This is a genomic window from Gemmatimonadota bacterium (assembly GCA_041390125.1).
GTDB lineage: Bacteria > Gemmatimonadota > Gemmatimonadetes > Longimicrobiales > Gaopeijiaceae > JAGQIF01.
Map to the genome: position 1 here is coordinate 121,566 of JAWKQN010000004.1, position 26,110 is coordinate 147,675.

Below are 26,110 nucleotides of genomic sequence, written 5' to 3' on the forward strand. Positions count from 1 at the left end.
CCTCCGTGCGACCACGACGGACACCTCGCGTCCCCTCCGTTCGACACCGACAAGCCGTGCGCGACGCCCTCGTTCGACAGCGACGAGCCGATCACAGCGTCGCTCGATGCGGATCGGTCGGGCGCGGTGCCCGCTCCCTCTCCCTTCGCATTGTCCACCAGCGAGCTGGACACGCTCGAGGATCTGGGCGACCAGATCGCGGATCTCGCGTCCGCGATCCATTCGGCGACGCATCGTCTGCTGGTGCTGGTGGCGGAGTTCGACCGACGGCGCGGCTGGGAGCTGGGCGGTCACCCCACGTGCGCGCACTGGCTGGCGTGGCGCACCGGCATCGATCTGGGCGCCGCGCGGGAAGGTGGCGCGGCGCGCGCCCTCGAGGATCTGCCGGCCATCGGCGCTGCGATGGCGCAGGGCGAGCTGTCCTTCAGCAAGGTGCGCGCTGACGCGCGTGGCGAGTGTGGACGACGAGGAGGAGCTGTTGGCGCTGGCGCACACCCGCACCGCGCACCAGCTGGAGCGTGCCCTGCGGCGCTGGGCCGGTCAGCGCTGCCGGGACGATGCGGAGCGCGAGCGGCTCCGCCACCGCAGCCGGTGTCTGTCGGTCTTCCCGGACGAGGAGGGGATGTATCTGGTGCGTGGCCGGCTGGAGCCGGAGGTCGCGGCGCTGCTGATGCGTGCGCTGGAGGCGGCGGCCGACGCGCTGTACTGGAAGGGACCGGACGTCGCGGACACCGAGCCGGCCACACCGGAGCAGCGGCGGGCGGACGCCATGGGGTTGCTGTGTGAGCGGGCGTTGGCCGCGGGCCTGGACCTGGAGGGAGGGGGACCGGACGCACCGATCAGCGGGACGCGGGCGGAGCGCTACCAGGTGGTGCTGCACGTGGAGGGGCCCGCGTTGCGGGCCGACGCGGTCCCGGGGGAGACCGGGGCAATAGAGAGCGAAGTGCGCCCCAGCGTTGCCGCGGAAGTGTCGGCCGACCCGCGCCCCCACGTTGCCGCGGAGGTGTCGGTCGACGTGCGCCCCAACGTTGCCGCGGAAGGGTACGACGACGCGCGCCCCCGCGTTGCCGCGGAAGTGCATGCCGACGTGCGCCCCCGCGTTGCCGTGGAGATGTCCGCCGACGCACGCCACGTTGCCGCGGAACTGTCGGCCGACCCGCGCCCCCACGTTGCCGCGGAGGTGTCGGGGCGGTCCGGTGCCGATCCGGGCGTGCCGCTGGCCGAGCTGGCAGACGGCACCCGACTCACGCCCGCCACTGCGCAGCGCCTGGCCTGCGATGCCGGCCTGGTCCGCCTCGCCACCGATGCGCGCGGAAACGTACTGGATGTGGGGCGTCGCACACGCACCATTCCACCCGCGCTGCGCCGTGCTCTCGAGATCCGCGACGGTGGGTGTCGCTTTCCTGGCTGTGGGCGCCGCTTCACCGACGCGCATCATGTCCGGCACTGGGCGCAGGGCGGACCCACCGCGCTGGACAATCTCCTGCTGCTGTGCCGGGTGCATCACCGGCTGCTACACGAGGAGGGCTTCCGCGTCGAGCTGGACGGTGCACGGCGGGCTGTCTTCTACGACCCCCGCGGTCATGTGCTGCCCCAGCTCCCTCCGCTCAAGCGCCGAACGGAGGAGGAGCTGCGACGGATGAAGGAGGCCCTCGGCATCCGCGACGTCCGCCACGACCCATGATGGCCCGGTGGGTCGTGCTCTGCTCTGGCGTGGCACCCGCCGTCGGGAGGGGACAGGGCGATTGGACACCTCGTCGCCCGAACCGAAGCAAGCGGCCGACGGCCTGTGGCGCAGCAAGCCGCCGCCTGCCGGTATGAACGCAACGAAGCGCCAGATCGCGGCGGATCCACGCGCTGCCCGCCTGCGGGTGCCGAAGCGGCCGGGCGAGCCGGCGCTGAAGCAACCCGTGGCCTGTCGGCACCCATCTGAGCTTGGACGCAGTGCGTCTCCGGGTCGCCGGATCCGGGCGCTCCAGGTACGCGCCGCGGGCCTCCGAGGACGGCTCTCGGGTGATTCGTAGCGGTCTACTTCTCGGTTGGGGGTGCGGATGCGTCCAGGGATGCGAAGCGGGGCGTTGGCGTGCGCGCTGGTGGCGACCGCCGCGGTCGGGAGCGTGCTGCCGGAGACGGTGAACGCGGGCGCGACCATGGATGGGGACGTGTCGCTGCCCGACACCGCGCACGCAACCGCGTCCGCCGCCGCGCAGGCGGCACCGTCGGCGACTGCCCGCACACCCTCGTCCGACGCCGCTCCCCCGGGACGGGCGGCAATCGCTGATGCCTCAGTTTCCGACGCCGCTCCCCCGGGACGGGCGGCAATCGCTGACGCCTCAGTTTCCGATACCGCTCCCCCGGGACGGGCGGCAGTGGCCCACACGCTTCCGTCCGCGGCCGCTCCCCCGGGCCTGTCCGTGTCCGCGCACGCGACACCACCAGGCGCGACGCGCGCAGCGCTACCGGGCTCCGCCTGGCTGGGTCTGCTGCCGGACGGCGAGATCAAGCGCCGCTTCATCCTGGACTGCACCGGATGCCACGTGTGGAACGAGCGGTGGGTGCGCGACGCCGAGGGTCGGCCCAGGAACGCAGCCGCCTGGGGCGCCTCCATCGAGAAGATGCTGGGTCTCTTCGGGCAGGGCACCGGCTTTCCCATCATCTCGTCCTGGCCGGAGCCGGCCGTGCTCGGTGCGTGGCTCGAGCGCGCGTTCGCAGCGCCTCCCGGCATGCCGACGCTCGACCCGGCGCTGCGGCCCGCGCGTCCGGGCGACCTGCGCGAGTACCCGGTGCCGGAGCCCGGAGACCTCCCGCATGACCTCATGGTGCATCCGGACGGATCGGTGCTGATCACGGGGATGTTCACGCACCGCATGTATCGCCTGGATCCGGAGCAGGGCACGTTCGCGACTGTGCCGATCCCGGTGACCAACGCCAATCCGCGCGCGCTGGACATCGATGCCGAGGGACGGTGGCTCGCGCTCCTCGGCGCGCCGGGCGGTGTCGCCCGCTACGATCCGCGTACCGAGCAGTGGCAATCGTGGCGGTTCGGCGCCTACCCGCATTCGATCGTGGCGGCCGCGGACGGACTCGTCTGGTGGAACGGGCACTTCACCGTCGATCCCGAGGTCATCGGCTCGCTCGATCCCGCGACGGGCGACATCCGGCGCTACACGGTGCCACGGGCGCGCGACTCGGACACGCCGGCCGGTGAGAGCACGATCCCGTACGGCCTGCGGGTCGCTCCGGACGGGATCGTGTGGGCGACGCAGCTCCGCGGCGGGGGACTGATCCGGCTCGATCCGGAATCCGGCGCGGTCCGGCAGTGGCAGCTCCCCACGCCGCACGCAGGCCCGCGTCGCCCCGACGTGGCGCCCGACGGGACCGTGTGGATCCCGGAGTACTCCGCCGGCAAGCTCGCGCGCTTCGATCCGCGCACCGAGACGTTCACGGAGTGGGACGTGCCGGTTTCGGACGCGCTGCCCTACGTCGTACGGGTCGATCAGCGCACCGGCATCGTGTGGCTCGGCACCGGGCACGGCGATGTGCTGCTGTCCTTCGATCCCGTCCGCGAGCGCTTCAGCGCCTACCCGCTCCCGACGGAAGGCGCGTTGGTCCGCCACCTGGACATCGACGAGGAGCGGGGCGAGGTGTGGGCCGCGTACGGGGCCTCGCCGGGCGTGCCGTCCAAGGTGGCGCGGCTCCGGCCCTGAGCAGGGAGCCGCCGTCTCGGCCGAGGCGCGAGGAGGCCGGGCTCCCGCCCCGAGCCCGAAGTCGTCGGATACCACCGGCGGGCACGAAGATGCCGCTCGGGCCCCGATGGACCAACCGGGAGGACACCCCAACCGGGAGGACACCCCAACCGGGAGGACACCCAACCGGGAGGACACCCCGACCGGGAGGACACCCCGACCGGCCCGGCTCCAGCGAAGCCGTGCGGCTCCGCGAGGGTTGGCGCCGGCCTACTGTGCCCTGAGCGCCTCCGAGGGGTCCACACGGGCCGCGCCGCGCGCGGGCAGCCAGGAGGCCAGCCCCACCGCGACCAGCAGGACCGACAGGGCGGGCAGGAGCGTACCCGCGCTCAGGATGCGCACCCCGAACAGCAAGGGCTGGATCCGCCCGGCCGCGAGGATCACGAGCACACCGCCGAGCAGCAGCCCCAGCCCCACCGTGAGCGCCGTCTGGCGCATCATCATGCCGACCACGCGACCACGGGCGGCACCGAGCGCCATCCGGATGCCGATCTCGGCACGACGGCTGGCCACCGCCACGGACACCACACCGTACACGCCGATGCAGGCCAGCAGGATGGCGAGCAACGAGAAGGCGCCGAGCGCGCTCGCCGTCATCCGTGAGCCCTGGAGCGACGCGCCCACGTGCTCCTCCATGGTGCTCAGGGCCAGCACCGGCAAGGCGGGGTTGAGCTCGCGCAGCCCGCTCCGCAGGACACCCAGCGCGGCCTCCGGTGCGCCGGTCGTGCGTGCGAACACGTACGGCGTGTTGAGCCCGGACTCGCCGAGCACGTAGTAGATCTGCGGCGTGGCCGGCTCGGACATCGAGGCCACCTTGGCGTCCGCCACCACGCCGATCACCCGCCGCCAGGCGTCCGGAGAGCCCTGGGGGCGCAGGCGGCGGCCCAGCGCGGATTGGCCCGGCCAGAACCGGTCCGCCGCGGCCTGATTGACCACCACGATGGGCGCGCCGGCGCCGACGTCCTCGGTGGTGTAGACGCGACCCTCCCGCACGGCGATGCCGAGCGTGGAGAAGTAGGCCGGGCTGACCAGCACGAAGGGCAGTTCCACCGATCCCGTGCCGGCGGCGGGCTGATAGCCCTCCACGACGGTCGTGGTGGAGGGACCCCCGCGGACGGGGAGCGCGTTGGCGAACGCCACCGACTCGATCCCGGGAAGAGCGGTGAAGCGCTCGGTCAGATCGAGGAGCGCCGCCGCCCGGGCGTCGTCGCCGATCCCGGCGCGCGCGAAGTCGGTGCTCAGGAACGCCAGCTGCTCGGCGTCGACACCGGGGTCGATGCGCGCGTAGCTCGACAAGCTCCGCACCATGACGCCGGCGCCGACCACGAGCACCAGGGATACGGCCACCTGCACGGTGATCAGCGCGTCCCGGAAGCGGGAGCGCCCCGTGTTGGCGCCGGAGCGACCGGAGCGGAACGCGTGCGCCAGATCGCCGCGCCGGACCTGCAGGGCAGGGATGCCGCCGAAGAACAGCCCCGTCCCGGCCATGAGCAGAAGCGCGAACAACAGCACGCGCAGATCCAGCGGCGCGGTGACGGTGCCGGGCAGCGCGCCCGCGAAGTCCGTGGTGGGGAGCAGTGACAGCAGCCAGGCGGCAAAGCCCAAGCCGGCCAATCCACCGGCGCAGGTCAGGAGGACGGCCTCGACCAGCAGCAGACGCGCAACCCGTGCCTGCGACGCCCCCAGCGCGCGGCGCACGGCCACCTCCGGACTGCGCGCGACGGCGCGCGTGAGCAGCAGGCCGCCCAGGTTGGACGTGGCCAGGAGGAGCACCAGCAGCACCACCGCCATGAGCAGCGTGCCGATGCGGCGCAGCTCACCATCGCCCTGGGGATGCATGCGCACGTCCGCGGCCGCGAAGACCGTGATGTCGCGTCCGCGATTCAGCTCGGGGAACGCCTCCGCCAGCCGGGTCGACAGTGCGGTCATGGCGGTCTGCGCCTGGTCGAGGGAGACGCCGTCGGCCAGACGCGCCAGCACCTGGTACCAGTGGTCCTCCCGCCGCTCCAGGTTGGTGACGCGGTAGGGGCCGCCCACGGCCACGGAGGAGATGGACAGCCACGCATCCGTCACGAGCCCCAGCGCGCCGTTGAACCCCTCGGGGCCGATGCCCACCACGAGCGTCGGCTGTCCGTTCAGGCGCAGCGTCCGCCCGACCACGTCGGGCGCCGAGCCGAAGCGGGTGCGCCAGGCGCGGTGGCTCACCACGGCGAAGTTGCCCGCACCCACCTGGTCCATGTCCCGATCGAACCAACGTCCTTCCGCCGGCGCCAACCCCACCGTCTCCAGGTAGGTGCTCGTCGTGAACTCGATGGCGAGCGCTTCGGTGACGTCGCCCACTTCCATCTGGACGGTGGCGGGGGTGGTTGCGGCAACCGACGTGAACAGCCCCTCGGTCGCGGCCATGTCCAGGTAGGCGGGATAGGAGCTGGAGGACGGGTCGCCTTCGTCCGAGTCCTGGTAGACGCGGACCACGCGCTCGTGCTCGGCGAAGGGCGGTGGCTTGAGCAACAGCTGATCCACGAGCGCGAAGACGGCCGTGGTGGCGCCGATGGCGAGCGTCATGAGCGCGAGCGCGCCCAGCGTGAACGTGGGTGTGCGCGCGAGGCGCCGGACCGCGTAGCGGACGTCCTTGAGCAGCGATTCCATGCGTTCTCCCGGAGTGGGACGGGTGTGGAGTCGGGTGCGGCGCGGCACCGGAGCGTGGATCGGGCTGCGGCGGAGCGTGCGGTCCACGACGTCGCGCGCCCGCGTACGCGCTGCGTCCGCGAGTGCGCCGGTCCAGACGCGGGCCACCGCTGCGCGGCCTTCGGAGCGGGCCCGCTGCAGCCGCGCCTCCAGGTGCGCCACCATCTCGTCGCCGTACTCGGTGCGCAGGCGGCGCGGGTACAGACGCAGCCAGGCGCGCAGCAGGCGGGACGACGGACGTGATGCGGGGCTCATGCGCGCTCCGGAAGCACCTGTCGGGCGCGTGCGTGCGCGAGGAGTCGATCGAGCCGCGCCGCTTCGGCCTCGAGGACCCGGCGACCCACACGGGTGAGGCGATAGTGCTTGCGCCGGGGGTCTTCGTCCGCTCCGGAGACCTCCGCGCGCTCGATCCATCCGTCGCCGCGCATCTCGTCGAGCGTGCGGTAGAGCGTGCCGGGCCCCAGGGTCAGCGCCCCGCCGGAGACCCGTTCGACCTCGTCGCCGATGCCGAGCCCGTGCAGGTCGCCGGCGGTCAGCGCCAGCAGGATGTGGAAGGCCGCGGGGCGGAGGGGGAGCGCGTCGTCCGGGGACTGCATCGAGGACCGTCCAGGCTGGATGTGTCCATCATGGATATATCCAGCGCGGATAGATCGCAAGGCCCGGCACACGGGACGGTCGGAGGACGCGGCCACGGGACGGTAGCCGAAGGGGGCGGGAGCGGACCGGTGGTCCGGCGTCGCCGGCCGCGCGCCTCGGTCATCAGGCCGGGCTCAACCAGCGCTGGAGGCCGACCGACAGCTCCACCATCGACCCGACCCATGGGTCCACCACGCGGATGCGGGCCTCGGGCCGCACCGTCCACCCGTCCGCCACGCCGTATTGGAGGCCGACCGCGGCCCAGAGGGTGGGATCGTCCCCGGCGTTGCCGCGCACCCCGACGGCGTAGCCCAGACCCCCCGCGACATAGAGGGGGAGGGTCGACGGTCGCACCACCACACCCACCTCGGGGATGAGGAGCCCGACACGCTCGTCGGCCTGCGTCTCGTAGTTGAAGTACGCCGCTCCCGCCTGGACGAACAGCATGCGCCGCACCGGGACGTCCACCCGGAGCGCGCCCGAGGCGCTGACGCCCGTGCCGGACAGGTCGTAGGGCACGACCGCACCGGAGAGCGTGACACCGGTCTGGGCGGCGAGCGGCGCGGCGACGATGCCCAGAAGAGCGGCCGTCGCAAGCCCGAAGGCCCTGCGTCCTGGACGGGGCGTGCCGGCGAGCGACGACCGGCCCGGACAGCGCAGGCGGACTTCCTTCGTGTGGGACCGGGAGGGACGGCGCGGAGACGTGGGGGCGGCCAAGGGTCCTCCTCGACAGGACGCGGCGATGGAGCGGGGCGCGTCGTGACCCGCGGGGGACCTGCTTCCCTGTACCGCGTCCGTGGGAGACGGGGTCCGGCGGCCCGGAAGCCCGGTACCCCGCTCGAGCCCGTTTCCCAACGATCGGGCGGTGCGGTAGACCGGGCACGAACGCCCTCCGCTGGGATCCGCGCGTCGCGTCCGGTCGGGTCGCGCGAAAGGCGCATGCCGCCATCGGAGGGCCCGGGGCCGCCGTCGAGCTTCCGGCATCGAATCATGCCGGCGCCGACCGGCCCCACCGGAGGACTCCCGATGCTACGCTTCGCCCTGATTCTCGCCTGTACGCTGTTCGGCCTCGCCGGCAGCTCCGCGCGCCTCGAGGCGCAGGAGTGGGCCGACTGCCCCAGGACCCTCAGCGGGGGAGGGTTCTCCGGGACGCTGATCGCCGACCGGTGGCGCTCGACCTGGATCTGGGAGCAGCGGGGCAACCCGTGGGAGTCGAGCTACTGGGCCGGGTTCGTGGAGCACCGGCACCGCGAGGGAGTCTATGCCCTGACCGGTGGAGGCCGCGCGGTGGTGGCGTGCGGTACGCTCACGCTGATCTGATCGGACAGGGGGGTCGTGGCGCTCTCCCCCAATGGAGCCAGTGGGGATCGAACCCACGACCTCCGGCTTGCAAAGCCGGCGCTCTCCCAGCTGAGCTATGGCCCCGTGCGGGCATAAGCTAGCCCCGCACGGGGAAGGGCGGAACGGCCGCGGGCGGATCCGTGGGGGGGGGTGCGGCACGTGGGGATCGACGCGCGCCGCACCCGCCGACTCATCCCGCGGGGAGCGGGCGCACCACCACCGTGGCGCTGTCCTGGCGCGCCTCCACGAACAGGAAGCGCTGCCCACCGGGGTGGACGTCCCAACCGCTCTCGACATCGTACGGTGCCGAGAAGAGGGTGGTGCGCTCGGCGACGGCCAGTCCGGGCTCGGAGACCAGCCGTGCGCGCACGACGTCCGGACCTGAGCGGTAGAACAGCTCGGTGCCGTCCCGTCCCCACCGAGGATCTCGACCGGTCGTGGACGAGACCACGACCGGATCCGCGAGAGCGGGAAAGCTGCGGACAAAGACCGTCGTGTTTCCCGCCACCGTACGGGTGTACGCGACCCTCCGACCGTCCGGCGCGAACGAGACGTAGCCGTCGATTCCGTACGGCGACAGTTCCAGCGTATCCTCCGTCCGCAGGTCCAGGGCGCGCGTGCGGTCCGTGGCGAGCTCGCGGAACACCACCCAGCGCCCATCGCGGGAGGTGGCCACGGCCACCTTGCCGCCCCCCACGACGACGCGCTCCGCGCCGCCGCCGTCGGAGGCCCGCTTGAAGACGGCGGCGCCCCCCCGCGCGGGGTCGATCCCGGTGAACACGAGGGAGTCGCCGTCGTCGCTCCAGAGCGGGCGTTGCGCCTGCCGCTCGCGCTGGAAACCGGTGAGCCGACCCGACGCGGGGTCGAGCACGAACATCTCCAGGGGCCGGGGTGCGACGCGGTTGACGTAGACGAGGGAACGCCCGTCCGGGGACCACTGCGGATGCAGGAACGTCTGCCAGCGCCGCACGAGCGGTCGAGGCTGCCCGGCCGGGTCCACCTCCACGAGGCGGCGATCGTCCGAGAGCGGAGCCAGATAGGCGAGGCGCCGGCCCGCCAGCGCGAAGTCCCGCGCGTTGCTGCGGGCGTTGACCGGAAGCCCGAGCGCACGGGGCGGCCCCGTGGGCCGGAGCGTCGCCGTGTCGAACGGGAGGGCATGCAGCTCCGCGAACGCGGTGTAGATCACCTGACCTTCCGCCCAGCGCGGCGTCTGGCCCGGGACGTCCAGCTCGTGCACGCGCCCGTCCCGCAGGTCGACGACGCCGAGTCGGATGCCATCGGAGCGGCGGATCTCGAACAGGACCGCGTCGCGTCCCGGGATGGCGTGGGGGTGGGCATGCCCGAGGTGCCCGAGCGCGGTCGTGGACGTCAGGGAGCGGAGTGGCCCCAGTGTGCCGGCGGGCCCGACCGGGGCGACCCTCAGCCCGACGGCGCGATCCGCGACCACCAGACGGGCAGTGTCCACGAACGTCATGCCCTCCGCCTGGAAGGGAAGGGCACCCAGCGGACGCGCCGGATGCGCGCCGGAGACGTCCGCCAGCTCCAGCGCCAGCCCGGTGCCCCGCTGATAGGCGACGCGGCGGCCGTCCGGATGGAAGAAGGGATTGAGCGCCCCCTCGCTGCCCACGAGCGTGCGATGCTCGCCCGTGCGTAGGTCCTGGATCCCGAGGGCACCCGTGCCGGGCGCGGCGTGCACGAGCAGGTGCCCGTCCGGCGACAGATCGATCCAGGACCACGACAGGAGGGGACCCGGGGCCGGGATCCGGAAGCTGTGGGTCGGGGCGTCGCGGGGGACCGTCGGGTCGCGCGCCACCCGGACCAGCACCACCGCGGCGGCCAGCGCCAGGACGATCAGCGCAACGTTCAACGCCGCCACAGGAATCCGGCGGCTGCGCGCCTCGGCCGCGCTCTCGGCGGGGGGCGGCGGGGGGGCCAGAAGAGCGGCGAGCGCGTCGCGCACCTCCCCGGCGCTCGCGGGCCGCTCCGCCGCGTCCTTGCGCAGCAGCGACGCAACCAGCGTCACCGCTCCCGCAGGCACGTCGGCCGGGATGGGCGACAGCGCAGGCGCGTCCAGCTCGATGGTGTCCACCAGCTCGAGGCGGGAGGCTGCGCGGAAGGGGCGCTGCCCGGTCAGCATCTCCCACAAGGTGACGCCCAGACCCCACAGATCGGTGCGGGCGTCGGTGCCGCCGCCCGCCAGCTGCTCCGGAGACATGTACGCCAGCGTGCCGGCGGTCGTGGGTCCGGACCGGGTGGTGGTGCGGGAGCGGTGCGCGATGCCGAAGTCGAGCAGCTTGACCGCATCGCCGGCGGCCGTGAGCAGCACGTTGGCGGGTTTGACGTCGCGGTGCACCACGCCCGCCGCATGCGCGGCGGCCAGCCCGCTCGCGACCGCGTGGGCGATGGTCAGCGCCCGCTCCGGCGCAAGCGCGCCCTCGGCCTTCAGGACGGTCTTGAGCGTCCGCCCCTCGTAGTAGGCCATGGCGATGAACAGCAGCCCGTCCTCGGTCTCCCCCACGTCGTGGATCGTGCACAGGTGGGGGTGGTCGAGGGCGGCGGCGGCCCGCGCTTCCCCGAGCAGCGCAGCGCGGGCGTCCTCGTCCCCGATACGTCCGGGGTGCAGGAACTTGAGCGCCACGGCCCGGCCGAGGCGCACGTCGGTCGCGCGGTAGACCACGCCCATGCCGCCGCGCCCGAGCGGGGCGTCCACGCGGTAGTGGAGGACCTGGCGCCCCACGAGCGGGTCCGGGCCGGCTTCGATGCCCGGCATCTCGTCGTCCGAGCCGATCCAGGGGGCCGAGGCCCGGAACCACTCCGACGCACGGGCCTGGTGTGCGAGCAGCGCGGTCAGCTCGGCGGCGTCGGCCGGGGCCGTGCGCGCGAGCGCGGCCAGTCGGCGGCGCTGCTCGTCTGCGGGCAGTCCGGAGAGCTCGTGGAAAAGCGCTTCCAGCCGGTCCCACTTCCCGGTGGCCATCGTCGGAGGCGGCGCCGGACGCCTGCGTCAACTCGGCTCGGACTCGTGCCCCGCCCGCGCGAGATAGCGGTGGAGCCAGGCCTGGGCGAGGGTCCAGCTGCGCTTGACCGACGTGGGGGCGATGCCGAGCGCCTCGCTCGTCTCGCGGATGGTCATCCCACCGAAGAACTTGCACTCCACGACCCGCGCATGGCGCGGGCTCTCGACCTCCAACCTCCGCAGCGCTTCCTCCAGGGTCAGGAGCGCATCCCAGCGGTCCTCCTCCGCGCTCCACCCCGAAGGGAGCAGGGCCTCCACGTCCTCCAGGGACAGGTGCGCACACTCCCCCCCGCGCTTGCCGGTGCGCCGCGCCCGCGAGTAATCGATGAGGATCTGCCGCATCGCGCGCGCCGCGACGCTGAGGAAGTGGGCCCGGCTGCGCCAGTCGCTGGCCTGCACGCCCGCCAGCTTGAGGTAGGCTTCGTGACAGAGCGCCGTGGTGCCGAGCGTCTCGTCGCCCTGCCAGCGTGCGCGCTGGGCGCGGGCCAACCGCAACAGCTCCAGATAGAGCAGATCGGCCGTCCGGTCGAGCGCGGCCCGGTCGTCCTCGCCGAAGCGGTCGAAGAGCGGATCGGTCCGCTCGGCGTCGGGTTCGGGAACGGGTTGCCGCAACGGGGTCATCGCGCACCTCCTGGGGGCCAGCGGTGCGGTCCCGGGCGGAGCCGCCCGAGCTCCCGGGACCGCCCCGGTTCGCTGCTTGCCCGTATGATGCGCTCCCGCGCTGGGCCCCGACAGCGGTCCGGCAGCCTATGCGCCCGCCCCGGATGACGTAGGAAGGACGCCCAGCCTACGTAGCCGGCCCGGGATGGTCCACTCCCGCCTCCGTTTCCGTAACCGGGACGTGGTCCACCCGCGACTGGAGCGTCACCGATGCAGCGACCCCGCACCCTCCGGCATGCTTCCGTTCTCGCGTTCCTCCGTCTTCCAGGGCGATCCGACCGCCCGCCGCGGGCCCGGCCGTACCGCCTGACGCCCCTCCTCTTCGTGGCCGCCGCGATCGCCGCCTGTGAGCACCCTCCCACGTCCGTCTCGGAGGCACCGGCGCTCGAGGTCGCGGAGCACGGGAGTGGCGGACCGGGACGGGCCCTCCGTCTCATGACGCGCAATGTCTACCTCGGAGGGGACGTGGCCCCGGTCCTGGCCGTCGACTTCAGCGACATCGCGGCCGTCACCGGGGCGGCGGCCACGGTGTGGGCGTCGGTGCAGGCCAACGATTTCGCCGCGAGGGCGGCCGAGATCGCCGAGGAGATCGCCCGCAATCGGCCGGAGGTGGTGGGCCTGCAGGAGGTCGCCCGCTTCATCACGCTCGACGCCGCATTCCAGCCGACGGGCGTGTTGGATTACGTCGCCCTCCTGGAGAGCGCGCTCACCGCCCGCGGTCTCGAGTACGACCTCTGGGTGCAGGAGAACACCGATGTCGTCCTGCCGATCGAGCTGGATCTGCAGGCGGGTGCCGTGACCGGTCTGCTGCGGTTCACGGACCGGATCGCGCTCCTGGTGGACCGTGACCTCGACGACGTCGTGGTCACGCAGGGCAACTACGCCACCACCATCACGCTGGCGCCGGGCGTGACCCTGAAGCGGGGCTGGATCCGCCTTCGGGCCGCCGACCGCGACCGGCCCTTCGAGCTGGTGAACACCCACCTCGAAGGGCAGGCGCTCGCCCCGGTGCAGGCCGGACAGACGGCCGAGCTGCTGGCCATGCTGGCCGGTGGGAGCGGGCCCACCTACGTCCTGGGTGACCTCAACTCGGACGCCGCCGCGGATCCCGGCGCTCCGTCGTGGACGCCCACGTACGACGTGCTGCGCGACGCGGGCTTCGCCGACGTCTGGCTCGAGTCGCAGGGTCGGCGTCCCCGCGGCGGCTTCACCTGCTGCCACCTGCCCGATCTCTCGAATCCGCCCGGGCTGCTGGACGAGCGCATCGACTTCATCCTGGTGCGAGGCGCGCCCACCAACCCGCACGGCGCGCTGCTCGGCGCCATCCGCACGGACATCGTGGGCGAGGAGCGCCGCGACCGCACGCCGGGCGGCCTGTGGCCGTCCGATCACGCCGGTCTGGTGGCTGCGCTGCGGTTCCCGCCCGGTCTGCTGGCCCAGCCGTGAGACGGATGCGTTGGTGGGGGCGTCTGTCGATGGCGTTGGGCGGTCTCGGCGTGTACGCGTGCGACCTCGGCACCGACCCGGAGCCCGTGGCGAGCACCTTCGAGGTGGCGGGCGAGGTGAGACGGGCAGGCGGCGGCCCTGTCGCGGGGGCCGTGGTCGTCCTTCAGAAGGCCGTCACCAGCGTCGGGTTCGATCTCCCGCCCTCCGTGTCGTTCGACGTCCTTCGCCGGACGAGCTCCGACGCTTCCGGGCACTTCGCCTTCAGGCTCCGATCCTTTCCATGCAACGGGCCGTCCTTGAGGGTCGACGTGCACGATGTGGCGTGGCGCAGCAGTGCCCCCCTCTCCGTTCCCTGTGGACGTGATGCGAGCGGAACGCTGGAGGTCGTCCCCGGATTGGTGTCGACCCCCTCCCTCGTGGCCCTCCCCGAGCCCGCCCGGGCCGTGTCCGCGGGGAACCGGTCCACCTGCGCCGTCGGCGAGAGCGGCACGCTGTACTGCTGGGGGCTGCAGCTGGAGCGCCCCAGAGGCGCCCCTGACGAGGGACGGATCCACTGGCTGCCGCGTGTGATCACGACGGGCGTATCCGCAGTGAACGTCAGTGGCGAGGGAAGTGCCCGACACGCATGCCTTCTCCGCGACAGCGGGGAGGCGTCGTGTTGGGGATGGAATCAGCTCGGCGTCCTGGGCATCGGCACGGACGAGGATCGCGTCACGCCGACCGACACCGTCGCCGGCGATCTCCTGTTCACCCAGATCACGGTGGACGCCGCGACGTGTGGGCGAACGGAGGCGCAGGAGGTGTGGTGCTGGGGTCGCAACACGGAGGGAGCCTTGGGCACGGACCCGGGTCCCGAGCAGTGCACGGTGGGAATCCTCGGCAACCTCGTCGACCTTCCTTGTAGTCGAACCCCCGTTCTCGTGGCAGCGGGCCTGGCCGTCCGGACGATCTCCGCGGTCGGCAGCCAGGTATGCGCCTTGGATCTGCTTGGATCCCCCTACTGCTGGGGCGGTGCCTGGGGACTGGATCCCCAGCTCGTCGCGCCGGGCCTCACGCTCGACAGCCTGGACAGGAACTGCGGCGCCACGAGCGATGGAGAGATCGTTTGTTGGGGCAGTGGGCCCGGGCTTCCGCTCACCTATCCCGGCGGGAGCGAGCGCTATCGATCGCTGAGCTCGCAGTTCCCCGTACCGAGCGCTTTCTCGACATCTTTCTGCGCGATCACCTTGACGGCGGAACTCCACTGCAACGGCCAGGAAGCCAACGGTGGACTGCGGCGCCTGGCGGTCGGCCCCTCCGAGCCGGTGACCGCCATATCGGTCGGGGCGAACCACGCCTGCGCCCTCACCCTGTCCGGTGCCGTGTACTGCTGGGGGGAGGGCAATCGCGGGCAACTCGGGATCTGAACCCCCTACCGCCGGAACGCCTCGTCCGCCTCTCTCCCCGACCGGGGCCGCCACGCCAGGGAGTAGTAACCACCCCGGTCGCGCGCCCACGGATCGAAGGCGTTCACCACGCCGTCCAGCTCGGGCGCGAGCGTGGGGACCGTCCGCAGCAGCACGCGCTTGAACGGCGAGACCTCTTGCGGGTGGCCGTTGACCAGCTCGGGCTCCCACTGGGGACCGTCCGGCCCGTTGTGCTCGACCCACTCCACCCCCAGGTGTGTGTAGAACTCGGGCCGGAAGCTGGAGGTGAAGAAGCGATCGGAGAACAGCCGGCGGGACGCGTTCAGGATGAAGACCACGAACTGGGTCTCCGAGATCGCGAAGCCGTGCGGACGGGCGGACTCGGCCAGGAAGCCCACCACCATGTCCAGGTCCTCGACATTGTCCACGACCGTGCCGTCCGGGTGGCCCAGGCAGTCCGTGAGCGGGCGACCGTCGCGCTCCTCGGCGGCGGTGATCGGCAGGGTGTCGTCGCAGGTGTGCTGACCGTAGACGGCGCGCAGGTCCTCGACCAGGCGCATCTGGAACGCGCGGGTGGAGCTGTCCAGCGGCAGCCGACCGTCCACGAAGTCGTCGAAGCTCGTGACCGACTGCAGCCCGTACTGCCGTCGGAACTCGTTGAAGCGAGGGATGCCACGCTCGCGGTCCCGGATCAGGTCGAGCGCGGCCACGTCCAGCCGGCCCGTTCCCGTACGTTCGATCGGCATGGGCAGGTTCTGCAGGAACGCCGGGTGGTTCTTGAGCGTGAGCAGGCCCAGACGCTGCCGACCCATGCTCAGGCCCAGGTCTCCGAGCCCCACGCGGTCCCGGACCGCCGTGGCCTCCTGCCGGAACGCGCGCACCACGGGTAGACGCTCCCCGATGCGGTCCGGCGCCGACAGCGTGCGCAGCTCCAGCACGTCCGGCACCAGCGGGTGCAGACGGTAGACCGTGACGAACTCCTCGGGGAAGTTGAACGGCGAGCCGAAGTGGTTCACCCCGCCGTTGACGTCCTCGGGATCGGCGAGGCTCCACACGTCCCGGTTCTCGGTCAGGTCGAAGCGGCGGCTGCCCAGCCCGAAGATGCCCGAGCCCGACGCGAACACGGAGTACCACTGCGTGGTGTCGACCTCGTCGTCGGAGCGGACCAGGCGGCGCACCACGCGCTCGGTGGCGCGCGCCAGCAGGTCGCTCTGGAAGAGCCCGCTCCAGTTCGCGTTCATGGCGCGGTAGAGCGGCTCGTTGTAGAGCAGCTGCGTGGTCCACTCGATCGTGTGGATCTTGGCGATCTCCGCGCTGACCACGAGGCGCGCCACCTGGAAGAGCGCCTCGTCGCCGACGTCCCGGTACCGGAGGACCGAGTCCGGTCGGGCCGGATCGCGCAGACCGGAGTCCGCGTCGGGGTGCGACGCCGTGCGCGCCCGGAACGCGTCCACGAACTGGTTGTGCTCGCGGGCGAAGACGTTGTGCAGGAACGAGAGCCCGATGGACCAGTTGTCGGGGAAGGCGGTGGCTTCCTGCCCCCGCCACTCCGGCACCTGCGGGTCCGCCGCGCCGAGCAGGGGCAGCAGCCCCTGGGGATCCGTGCCGGCCGGGAGCCACAGGCGGGCAGGGTCGGCGGGATCACGCTTGACGCGCCGCACCGAGACGCTGTCCCAGCCGTAGATCTGCGAGCCGTCCCACCAGGCGGTGACCGCGTTGCGGGTCACGGCGGGCGCGCGGTTCCAGCGTGTCCCGGTCCCCGCATCGAACGTCGGTGGCGCGCCGTCCTCGGCGATGCGGGCGGCTTCCATCCGCGCGGCGGGATCACACCCCATGGATGGGTCCGTGCATCCGAGCGGCAGCGACGCGTCGGCGTTGCGTCCCTCGGCGAGGTGCGAGAACCAGTCGTGGGTCATGAACTGGATCCAGAACGCTGCCAGCACATTGAAGAAGGGGGCGGGCTGGTAGTCGCAACGCACGGGGTCCGCACCGCCGCCGGCGACGGCCGACTCCGCGGAGGTCGCGCCGGCGTCGGAGCCCGCCCCGCCGGCGGACGAACCGACGCGAGCGCCGGAGACGGATGCGCCTTCCGCGGACCCGAACCCTCCGCCGCACGATTCCGCGTCCGACTGCTCGCGTGTGAACAGCGTGCGGCTCACGCGCTGCGGGTCGGGCGTGAGCAGGTCGATCCGGCCCTGGTGCCGGTTGCGCGTCAACTCGGTCAGCCCGCGCTCGGGGAACGTCTCCTCGAACGGCACGTTGCGCGCGAACAGCATCCCACTCGAGCCCATCGCCGGATTGAAGAGGTCGTTGCAGATGCCGGTCAGCGTGCGCCAGCGGATCAGCTCGCCGCCGCACACCTGTTCGCCCTCTCCGCCGACGCGGGCGAACGCCGGATGCGACGGCGGCAGTCGCAGCTCGGGCCAGCGATCCAACGCCCGCCCAGGGGTCCCGTCGCGGCCGCGCACGTAGTCGTCGAACGTGCCGCCGTTGTCGTACAGGTTGTTCCGGATCAGCTCGATGCGCTGGTATTCCAGGTCCAGCAGCGCGCCGTCCACGCCGCGCCGGGCGGGTGAGAGCAGCCGGAGCGGAGATCCCGGTCCCAGCGAGGCGGAGTCGCCCGCCCCCCAGTAGTTGGACCAGTCCACCCAGGGTGCGTCCCGGTGCGCGACCGCGTTGCGTCCGCCGCGGCAGCGGGCCGTGATGTCCTGCACCTTGCCGGTGAAGCGATCGGTGGCGCCGGTGGCGACGGGCCGGAAGCCCTCCGAGGCGAGCGCCGCGCAGCTCGCGAGCGACAGCACCTCTGCGCGCGAGGACGGGAAGGCCGCCAGGACGCCGAGCCCCAGCGCCGCGGTGACGGCCGTGGCGCCCAGCACCGGTCGCCGCGTCCGACGCAGGGCCAGCGCGGCGAGCGCGGCCGTACCCACCGCTCCGCCCAGGAAACGGGCGGTCGTGGTGCCCTGGACCACGGAGGCCACCAGGAACGCGATCCACAGCAGCACGAGCAGCCCGGAGCGCTGCACGTGGACGGCGCGCCGGGACTCCGTGGGATCGGCCACGACCCAGGCCAGGGCCACGTCCACGGTCCACCAGGCCGAGAGCAGGAGATTGAATCCGGGAGAGGAGACCAGCGGTGTGTCGAACATCGCGCTGACGCTGCCCCCGAGCGGTCCCAGGATGGAGACCACGCAGTGCACGCCGAAGAGCAGCCAGGCGCTGGTCCAGGCGGCGCGCCAGCGCGCCCAGTCGCGTGCGCTCTTCGTGCGCACCGGCGCGAGCGCGAACGCAGCGGCCAGGAGCAGCAGCGTCACCCAGACGGTGGACAGCGAGCGCGCCATGCCTTCGTCGGCGGCGCCGCGCGGGAGCACCAGGGCGACGACGCCGCCCAGCACGGCGAACGTCCAGAGCAACGAGGGGATCCAGTCGCCGCGCGTCGTGCGCGTCGCCGGTCCGGGGGTCCCGTGGGGGTCGGTGGACATGGAAGCACCTCCTTGTGCCTCCACGCGCACGCGGGCCCGGGCGGGGATCATCCCGCGGGCCCGGGCTGGGATCATCCCGCGCCGTTGCCCTCGATCCCGCCGTCCGTTCGCGGCGTGCCCGTCGCCCTCGTCAGTTCGCTCCCTTCCACGCCGGCCCGCGCAGCACCCGGCCCGCGCGCACGTCGTGGAAGCCGTCCTCGTCGAAGACCACCCGCCCGTTGACCACGACCATGCGGATGCCGTCCGGGTACTGGTGCGGTTCCTCGAACGTGGCGCGGTCGATCACCGCGGCGGGGTCGAACAGCACCAGGTCGGCGTAGGCGCCTTCCGCGACCCGGCCCCGGTCCGTGAGGCCCATCCGGGCGGCCGGCATGCCGGTCATCTTGTGCACGGCCTCGGGCAGACCGAGCACGCCCTTCTCGCGCACGTAGACCCCGAGCACGCGCGGGAACGTGCCGTACCAGCGGGGGTGCGGATGGCCCTCTCCGGGCTGGGTGAGCCGTCCGTCGGAGGCGATCATCGTCTGCGGGTGCGCCATGATGCGCTCCACGTCCGCTTCGTCCATGGCGTGGTAGATCCCGGACGCGCCCCCGCGCCGGATGGCCTCGATGACGAGCTCCGCGCCCACCTCGGGCGTGGTGGGCCTGCCTTCGCGCCGGGCCCAGTCCGCCAGGGTCTGGCCCTCCAGGCTGCGGTCCCATTCGACCAGCGCGAGCTGCACCCGGGCCAGGTCGTTGCCGCCCCGGTCGTTGATGATGTTGAAGACGATCCCCTTCCGGATGGAGTCGGCCAGCACCGGGTCCTCCATGCGCGCCAGGAACGCGTCGTCCCCGCCCTCCAGGGCCCACGGCGGCACGAGGATGGAGATCCCGGTATAGGAGGCGTCGTAGGGGTACTGATCGATCATGGCGTCCGTCCCGGCCGCCCGGGCCGAGTCGACCATCGCCAGGGTGGTGACCGAGGAGCCCCAGGTGGGCGCCCCGACCGCCTTGTGGTGGGTCAGCACGATGGGGATCCGGGCGCGACGCCCGATCTCCAGCGCCTCGCCCACCCCGTCCAGAAGCCCCAGGCCCTCCTCGCGCAGGTGGGACGTGTAGAAGCCTCCCGCGCGGGCGGCCACCTCCGACAGCGCCACCACCTCGTCCACGTCGGAGAACGCGCCCGGCAGGTAGCGCAGGCCGGTGGAGATGCCGAAGGCGCCTTCGTCCATCGCTTGCTGCACCATGGACTTCATGCGCTCCAGCTCATCCGGCGTGGGAGCCCGATTGTCGAGATCCATGACGGCCCGGCGGATCGTGTTGTGGCCGGCCAGGAAGCCCACGTTGATCCCCACGGTCGTGTCTTCGATCTCGGCCAGGGCCTCGCCGAAGGGAAAGGGGCCCCCGCCGTCGGGACCGCCCAGCGCGGTGGTCACCCCCTGCCGCGCCATGCTCTCCGAGGCCGGTAGACGCAACAGGGGATCCAGGTGGGCGTGCAGGTCGATGAAGCCGGGGGCCAGCACGAGGCCCGTCCCGTCCACCGAACGCCCGGCGGAGGAGGCGGGGACGCCGTCCGGGACCACCGCCACGATCCGGTCCCCGCGCACCGCGACGTCCGCGCGCACCGCCTCCGTGCCGGTCCCGTCGAGCACGTCCGCGTTGCGGATGACGAGGTCGTACTCCGGGCTCTCCCCGGTCGAACAGGCGGCGACGAACAGGAGCGCAGCGGCGCCGAGGCGCGCGCGGCGAGAGCGGTGCGACGACGGATGCATGCGGCAGCTCCGGTCGAAGGGGACTGCGGGACGTTGGGCCCCATCCCGCCGAGGGGGACAGCCCGGACCCGGCGCACGACGGAACGCCCAAGCTACGGACCGTACGCGGACGCCGCATCCGCTCGGCTGACGCGGCCGTTGCCGGGCCGGCGACCGCGGCGTCAGCTTCTCCCGCATGTCCACGGACGGCTCCTCCATGCGCGCACGGCACCCCCGCACCGATCCGACGCACAGCGTCCGGGGCTTGGCACCGGAGGACTGGGCTGCCGTCGCCCGGATCTACGGCGAAGGCATGGCCACCGGTCACGCCACCTTCGAGACCGCCGTCCCCTCCTGGGCGGAGTGGGACGCACGCCACGTGAAGGATCCGAGACTCGTGGCCGTATCCCGGATATCCAGCCCGGAGCTCCACGGCTTCGCCGCGCTCAGCGCAGTGTCGACCCGGGCCGTCTACGCCGGCGTGGCCGAGGTGAGCGTCTACGTCACGGCGGCGGCGCGCGGACAGGGGGTGGGCACGCGGCTGCTGGACGCGCTGGTGGAACGTGCCGAGGCGGCGGGGTTCTGGACCCTGCAGGCAGGCATCTTCCCGGAGAACGAAGCCAGCCTGGCGCTGCACGCGCGGGCCGGTTTCCGCACGGTGGGACGCAGGGAGCGCATCGGGCGCCTGCACGGCGTCTGGCGGGACGTGCTGCTGCTCGAGCGGCGCAGCACGACGGTGGGGACGGAGAGCGAGGAGGCTGCGGGGTGAGCGGGTGGCGGTGGACGGCGGTGGCGATGTTGGTGGGGACGCTCGGGCTGCTGGCCTGGGTCTATCCGGACCTGCCCGACCCCATGGGCACGCAGTTCACGTTCGACGGCACACCCGTGCGCTGGACGCCGCGACCCCAGTTCATCGTGGCGTTCGGGCTGGTGGCGGCCCTGATCAACCTGCTGTTCCTGGGGGGCATCCCGGAGGTGCTGCGCCGGACCGGGGCCACCCGCTTCAACGTGCCCAACCGGGACTACTGGCTGGCCACGCCGGAGCGCCGGACCGAGGCGCTCCGCCGCATGTGTCCATTCCTGGCTCGCTCGGCCGTCTTCGCCAACACGCTCCTGCTGCTCTGCCTGCACCTGGTGGCGCAGTGGAACGGCGCGCGCGTGCTCGTCCGCATCCCGGCCGCGCTCACCGGACCTCTCCTGTTGGGCACCGCGGGGGGTGGCGTGTTCGTGCTGATCGTCTGGGCGTTCCACGACTTCGCCGTGCCGGCGCCGCCGCTGGGGGTCGAGCGGGCGGCTCGCTAGACGCTGCGCCTCAGCGCCGTTCCCGCTCCAGCGCGTCGGCGAACTCGCGCACGATCTCACCCGCGGGGCGGATGCGGTCGATCGACGCCACGCTCTTGCCCGCCTGCCAGAAGTCGCTGTGCTCGTCCTTCAGCGAGCGCTTGAGCCGTACCGCGGAGGACAGCGCGTAGAACGTGCGCATCCAGTGCTTGGTGCGGCGGCCCTTCAGCATCCAGCGCGCGAAGGGACCGGCCTTCAGGCCCATGCGCCGGATGTACGGAGTCGCGAGGACCGCCACGGGCACGCCGGTGATGCGCTCGGAGAGCACGACGTCGTCCTCGTCGGCGTCCAGGATGGCCTGCTTGTAGGCGTCACTGGCGGTGCACTCGGTCGTGGCGATGAAGCGCGTGCCGAGCTGCGCGCCCGCATAGCCCAGCCGCAGGGCCTCGACGAACTGCTCGGGCGCGCCGATGCCTCCGGCGCACACGACCGGGAGCCCCAGGTCGGCGAGCTCGTCCAGGAGCGCTTCGACGCCCAGTGGACCGGCGTGCCCCCCCGCCCGCCGGTTCACGGCGATCAGACCCTGTACGCCGCTTTCCACCGCTTTCAGCGCCCATTTGCGCTCCGTCACGTCGTGGTAGACCACGCCGCCGTGCGCGCCGACCGCATCGACGACCCAGCGGGGCTTTCCCAGCGACGTGATGAAGAACCGAACGCCCTCCTCCAGCGCGATGTCGATCCAGGCGCGCATGCGGTCCTGGTACGTCTTCGACGAGCCCTCGATCAGCGCGTTCATGCCGATGGGCTTCGACGTCAGCGCGCGGATGCGCCGGATGCCCTCGCGGAAGTCGTAGCCGTGCACGTACGTGAGGGACACCGGCTGCAGCACGCCCAGCCCGCCCGCCTCGGAGACCGCCGCGACGAGCTCCGGGTTGGAGCACGGATACATGGGTCCGCAGATCAGTGGCACCTCGGTCCCGGCGTCCCGGGTGAGCGCGGTCTCCAGGCTCATGGGCTGCGCTCCGAACGGAGGTGCGGACCGGCGCCGGCTCCGACGACGCTCACGCCGCGGGCCGGGGCGCCAGTCGCCAGTGCACGGTCACCTGGGCCACGCGCTCGCCGGAGGCATCGAGCAGGTCCGCAGTGACCGCGTGATCCAGGGGGCCGGTGACCTCGGCCGGCGGACGGGCCTCGCTGCGCGCCAGGATCGGACCGCGCGCCTTCTTGAAGTACTCGACCTCCAGGCGGACGACGATGCCGCGCACGGAGGAGGGAAGCGCCGCCGTCATGGCCAGGCCGGACGCCAGCTCGCCGACGTTGGCGAGGGCGATGGCGTGCACGGAGCGCAGGTGGTTGCGCACCCGGCGTCGGTCGCGCATCAGGATCTCCACCCGCCCGGGCTCGAGCACCCGCACGTGGGGACGGACCGTGCCGCTGTAGGGGACGGCCCGCGCCAGCAGCACGTCGAAGATGCGCGTCCCCAACGGGAGGCGGGAGACGCGCCGCCACAGCGCCAGCAGCCGGGCCTCGGGCACGTCCGCCATCAGGACGTGGCCGCCGCCGGAGTCGCCGCGACCCTGCGGCCGGTGAGTTCGCCATAGAGCCCCAGCCAGGCATCGCGCACCGGCGGCCAGCGGTACTGGTCCAGCTCCGCCTGGCCCGCGCGCGTGAGCCGCTCGGCCAGACCGGGCTCTTCCAGGATGCGCAGGGCCGCGGCGGCCAGCGCGTCCACGTCGCCCACGGGGACGAGCAGCCCCGTGCGCCCCTGGTGCACGATGTAGGGCACGCCGCCCGCGTCCGTCGAGACGATGGGAACCCCCGTCGCGTAGCACTCGAGGATCGAGCCCGGCATGTTGTCGATCGTGGGGCTCATGATGTAGACGTCCGCGTCTTCGTACATGGACGCCAGGCGCTCCGGCGGCACCATTCCCACGAAGGTCGCGCGCAGTCCCAGCTCGGCGGCCAGCGCTTCGAGCCCGGCGCGTGCGGAGCCGTCGTTGGCCACGACCAACGTGGCGTCGGGGAAGCGGTCCTGCACGAGACGGAACGCGCGCAGCGTGGTCTCCACGTCGTACAGCGGCTCCAGCCCCCGGTTGTGCAGGAAGCGGGGCTCGGGCCGGGCGCGCAGGCGGAACTCGAGGTCGTCGAGCGCCACGATGTTGTGGATGCAGCGCGCCGGCACGTCGAATTCACCGAACACGTCCACCAGGTAGCCCGACGGCGCGATGATCACGTCGGCCAGGCGCACCAGCGGCACCGCCAGGCGCCAGGTGGCGAGGAAGTGGCGGGCCCGTCCGTCGTGGAAGTGCAGCACGGAAGGCTTGCCGAGGACGCGAGCGACGAGCAGCGCGGGGGCCGGGGCCAGCAGGAAGCTCCAGTACGAGCCCGCGAAGACGTGCAGGACGTCCGCGCGCGGCGCCTTCCAGAGCAGGAGCAGCCCGAACCACACGAACGTGGTGAGCGTGCGCACGTACTTGATGCGCTGCAGCGCCTGCAGGGGGCCGGGCAGGCGGGGATTGATGGCCAGGAAGTCCAGCCGTACGCCGGGCTCGGCCTCCAGGCCCCGTCGCAGGTACTCCGCCTGTACGGCCTGCCCGCCCACGATGTCGAGCGACGTCGCGACCAGCAGGACGTGGAGCGGAGCCGCGCGGTCGCTCACGGCCGTTCCGGTCCGGCCGGCAGGGTCAGCGCCACCAGCTCGGCCGGGTGGTCGGGCGCGCCCACGGTGACCAGCACGTACTGGCGGCCCTCGTGCAGGTAGGTCATGGGGACACCGGACTGACGGGCGGGGAGCTCCAGCTCCGCGAGCGTCCGTCCCGTGGCCTTGTCGTGGGCCCGGAGCCGCGTGCCGCCCGAGCCGTAGCCGGCGTACATCCCGCCCCCCTCACCCGCGAGCAACAGCGTGGCGGTAACCAGCAGCCCGCCACGGTCGGGGCGGCCCCAATATCCGATCTCCCGACCCGCGAGGGCCGGGTGGTCGCGCACGTAGTCGGGAGCTTCGCCGTTCGGCCTCATCCAGACGTGCTCACCCGTGTTCAGGTCGATGGCCGTGATCCGCCCCCACGGCGGCTTGATCAACGGCAGTCCCTGCGGCCCACCGCCCCGCTCCAGCCGCACGCCGGAGCGGACGGACACGTAGCGCATCGTGGACGCATCCGACGTGCCCAGCGCCAGCACCGACGGGGAGGTGGCCGAGGAGACGTACAGGATGCCGGTCGCCACGTCCAGCGCGCCGCCGGGCCAGTTGGCGCCGCCCAGGCTGCCCGGCAGCGTGAGCGTACCCTGCGTCCCGCCCTCCTCGCGCAACGAAGGCGGCGTGAACAGCGGGCCCATGCGGAACTGCCGCGCCAGCGCCAGGGCCTCCTGCTTCAGCGCGGGGGTCAGGTCGAGCAGGTCGTCCTCGGTCACGCCCTGCCGGTCGAACGGGGCCGGTCGCGTCGGGAAGGGCTGCGTGGGGGACGTCACCTCGCCGGGCACGTCGCTCTGAGGCACGGCGCGCTCCTCGATCGGCCACACCGGCGCGCCGCTCACCCGATCGAACACGAACGCGAAGCCCTGCTTGGTGAGCTGCACGACGGCCCGCACCGGCTGCCCGTCCACCGTCAGGTCCGCCAGGATGGGAGCGGCGGGTGGGTCGTAGTCCCAGATCCCGTGGTGCACGGTCTGGAAGTGCCAGACGCGCTCGCCCGTGCGCGCATCCAGGCACACCAGGCTCTGCGAGAAGAGGTTGTCGCCCGGACGGTGCCCTCCGTAGTAGTCGCCCGTGGACGCCTCGACCGGCAGGTACACGTACCCCAGCTCGGGATCGGCCGTCAGCGGCGCCCAGGCGGCCGTGTTCCCGGTCCGCTCCGCGGTGCCCTCCGCCCAGGTGTCGTAGCCCGCCTCTCCGGGCCGGGGAAGCGTGTGGAAGGTCCACCGGAGCGCGCCGGTCCGCACGTCGTAGCCGCGCACGGGCCCTGGCGCCTGGTCGGGACGGTCGGGCGCCCCGCCGCCCGGGTGGGCCGATCCCACCACCACGACGTCGCCCACCACGATGGGCGGCGAGCTGGAGCCGATGCGCTCGTGCACCGCGTCGACCTCGCGGCCCAGGCCCTCCCGCAGATCCACGACGCCGCCGGTCCCGAAGCCCGGCACGGGCTGTCCGGTGCGCGCGTCCAGCGCGACGAGGAAGAAGGCGGGCGTGACCAGGAGGACGCGGCGATCGTCTCCGTCCGCCCACCACGCCACGCCCCGGCCCGAGTTGCGGCGGGGTGCGCTCCCCGCGCGCTCGCCTTCGTCGTGCGTGTAGCGCCACAGGAGCGCGCCGGTGCCCGCATCCAGCGCCACGACCGTGCGGTCCCATCCGGCCGTCGCGTAGAGCACGCCGTCGACGAACAGCGGCGTCACGCGGCTGTTGTACTCGGGCTCACCCCCGAGCGCGGTGCTGGACCAGCGCCAGGCCGTCTGCAGCGTACCGACGTTGCGCGCGTCGATGAGGGAGAGTGCGGAGTAGCGGGTGGAGCCGGCGTCGCCGGCGTAGAAGGGCCAGCTGCCGTTCGTGCCGCGTTGCGCGGCCAGCGGCGAGGCCAGCACGGGCAACGCGCCGGCCAGGAGCAGGGATCGGACGAGGATGTGCATCGCGGGCGGCCATCGCTCCGGCTATCGTGCGGGATCCGCCCGACCGGGCGGCCCTCGAGCGGTAACCT

Annotated in this window: 18 protein-coding genes and 1 tRNA gene; 7 read left to right on the plus strand and 12 right to left on the minus strand. The window is 72.8% G+C overall.

Features of this window, described 5'->3' with window-relative positions; translation table 11 throughout:
• The first annotated feature begins 448 nt into the window (after positions 1–448).
• Together R3E98_03840 and R3E98_03845 are read left to right on the plus strand one after the other, a co-directional pair.
• Complete coding sequence (locus R3E98_03840; protein MEZ4422515.1) at positions 449–1,684, plus strand: DUF222 domain-containing protein; 1,236 nt, start codon at positions 449–451, stop codon at positions 1,682–1,684.
• A 730-nt stretch (positions 1,685–2,414) separates the two neighbouring features.
• Positions 2,415–3,707, plus strand: coding sequence for a hypothetical protein (locus R3E98_03845; GenBank protein ID MEZ4422516.1), 1,293 nt, complete (start codon positions 2,415–2,417; stop codon positions 3,705–3,707).
• 249 nt (positions 3,708–3,956) lie between these two features.
• Here R3E98_03845 and R3E98_03850 read toward each other — a convergent pair whose 3' ends face one another.
• The 3 genes from R3E98_03850 to R3E98_03860 form a co-directional block, all read right to left on the minus strand.
• A complete protein-coding gene (locus R3E98_03850) occupies positions 3,957–6,689 on the minus strand; it encodes an ABC transporter permease (GenBank protein ID MEZ4422517.1) in 2,733 nt (910 codons plus the stop codon).
• Entirely contained in the window at positions 6,686–7,030 is a 345-nt protein-coding gene (locus tag R3E98_03855; protein ID MEZ4422518.1) for a helix-turn-helix transcriptional regulator, read from the minus strand. Before R3E98_03855 ends, R3E98_03850 begins: the two co-directional genes overlap by 4 nt.
• A 163-nt stretch (positions 7,031–7,193) precedes the next feature.
• A complete protein-coding gene (locus tag R3E98_03860) occupies positions 7,194–7,787 on the minus strand; it encodes a hypothetical protein (protein ID MEZ4422519.1) in 594 nt (197 codons plus the stop codon).
• Positions 7,788–8,096: 309 nt separating this feature from the next.
• Here R3E98_03860 and R3E98_03865 point away from each other — a divergent pair, with 309 nt between their 5' ends.
• The gene (locus R3E98_03865) at positions 8,097–8,390 is read left to right on the plus strand and encodes a hypothetical protein (GenBank protein ID MEZ4422520.1); all 294 of its coding nucleotides are present in this window, start codon (positions 8,097–8,099) and stop codon (positions 8,388–8,390) included.
• A 32-nt stretch (positions 8,391–8,422) separates the two neighbouring features.
• Here R3E98_03865 and R3E98_03870 read toward each other — a convergent pair.
• The 3 genes from R3E98_03870 to R3E98_03880 form a co-directional block, all read right to left on the minus strand.
• Positions 8,423–8,495: transfer RNA gene (locus R3E98_03870), tRNA-Ala, on the minus strand.
• A 106-nt stretch (positions 8,496–8,601) separates the two neighbouring features.
• Positions 8,602–11,385, minus strand: a complete 2,784-nt coding sequence (locus R3E98_03875; GenBank protein MEZ4422521.1) for a protein kinase — start codon at positions 11,383–11,385, stop codon at positions 8,602–8,604.
• A 27-nt stretch (positions 11,386–11,412) separates the two neighbouring features.
• Positions 11,413–12,045: an ECF-type sigma factor gene (locus R3E98_03880; GenBank protein ID MEZ4422522.1), complete on the minus strand. Its 633-nt coding sequence runs from the start codon at positions 12,043–12,045 to the stop codon at positions 11,413–11,415.
• 249 nt (positions 12,046–12,294) lie between these two features.
• Here R3E98_03880 and R3E98_03885 point away from each other — a divergent pair, with 249 nt between their 5' ends.
• Positions 12,295–13,530: an endonuclease/exonuclease/phosphatase family protein gene (locus R3E98_03885; GenBank protein ID MEZ4422523.1), complete on the plus strand. Its 1,236-nt coding sequence runs from the start codon at positions 12,295–12,297 to the stop codon at positions 13,528–13,530.
• Between the two features lie 398 nt (positions 13,531–13,928).
• On the plus strand, positions 13,929–14,936 hold the full coding sequence (locus R3E98_03890; protein ID MEZ4422524.1) for a hypothetical protein: 1,008 nt from the start codon (positions 13,929–13,931) through the stop codon (positions 14,934–14,936).
• Positions 14,937–14,941: 5 nt separating this feature from the next.
• Here R3E98_03890 and R3E98_03895 read toward each other — a convergent pair whose 3' ends face one another.
• Together R3E98_03895 and R3E98_03900 are read right to left on the minus strand one after the other, a co-directional pair.
• Entirely contained in the window at positions 14,942–18,415 is a 3,474-nt protein-coding gene (locus R3E98_03895; protein ID MEZ4422525.1) for a peroxidase family protein, read from the minus strand.
• A 130-nt stretch (positions 18,416–18,545) separates the two neighbouring features.
• On the minus strand, positions 18,546–20,165 hold the full coding sequence (locus R3E98_03900; protein MEZ4422526.1) for a D-aminoacylase: 1,620 nt from the start codon (positions 20,163–20,165) through the stop codon (positions 18,546–18,548).
• A gap of 196 nt (positions 20,166–20,361) precedes the next feature.
• Here R3E98_03900 and R3E98_03905 point away from each other — a divergent pair, with 196 nt between their 5' ends.
• Positions 20,362–20,913, plus strand: coding sequence for an N-acetyltransferase family protein (locus R3E98_03905; GenBank protein MEZ4422527.1), 552 nt, complete (start codon positions 20,362–20,364; stop codon positions 20,911–20,913).
• Positions 20,910–21,446 carry a DUF1648 domain-containing protein gene (locus tag R3E98_03910; GenBank protein ID MEZ4422528.1) on the plus strand — a complete coding sequence of 179 codons (537 nt, stop codon included), beginning with the start codon at positions 20,910–20,912 and terminating at the stop codon, positions 21,444–21,446. The genes R3E98_03905 and R3E98_03910 overlap by 4 nt, the downstream gene beginning before the upstream one ends.
• A 10-nt stretch (positions 21,447–21,456) precedes the next feature.
• Here R3E98_03910 and R3E98_03915 read toward each other — a convergent pair whose 3' ends face one another.
• The 4 genes from R3E98_03915 to R3E98_03930 are packed head-to-tail and all read right to left on the minus strand — an operon-like array spanning position 21,457 to position 26,042.
• Positions 21,457–22,437 (minus strand): nitronate monooxygenase, encoded by a 981-nt coding sequence (locus tag R3E98_03915; protein ID MEZ4422529.1) that lies wholly within the window; start codon positions 22,435–22,437, stop codon positions 21,457–21,459.
• A 49-nt stretch (positions 22,438–22,486) separates the two neighbouring features.
• Positions 22,487–22,969: a DUF4442 domain-containing protein gene (locus tag R3E98_03920; GenBank protein ID MEZ4422530.1), complete on the minus strand. Its 483-nt coding sequence runs from the start codon at positions 22,967–22,969 to the stop codon at positions 22,487–22,489.
• A complete protein-coding gene (locus R3E98_03925; protein MEZ4422531.1) occupies positions 22,969–24,084 on the minus strand; it encodes a glycosyltransferase family 4 protein in 1,116 nt (371 codons plus the stop codon). The genes R3E98_03920 and R3E98_03925 overlap by 1 nt, the downstream gene beginning before the upstream one ends.
• Entirely contained in the window at positions 24,081–26,042 is a 1,962-nt protein-coding gene (locus tag R3E98_03930; protein MEZ4422532.1) for a PQQ-binding-like beta-propeller repeat protein, read from the minus strand. Before R3E98_03930 ends, R3E98_03925 begins: the two co-directional genes overlap by 4 nt.
• Positions 26,043–26,110: the final 68 nt, after the last annotated feature.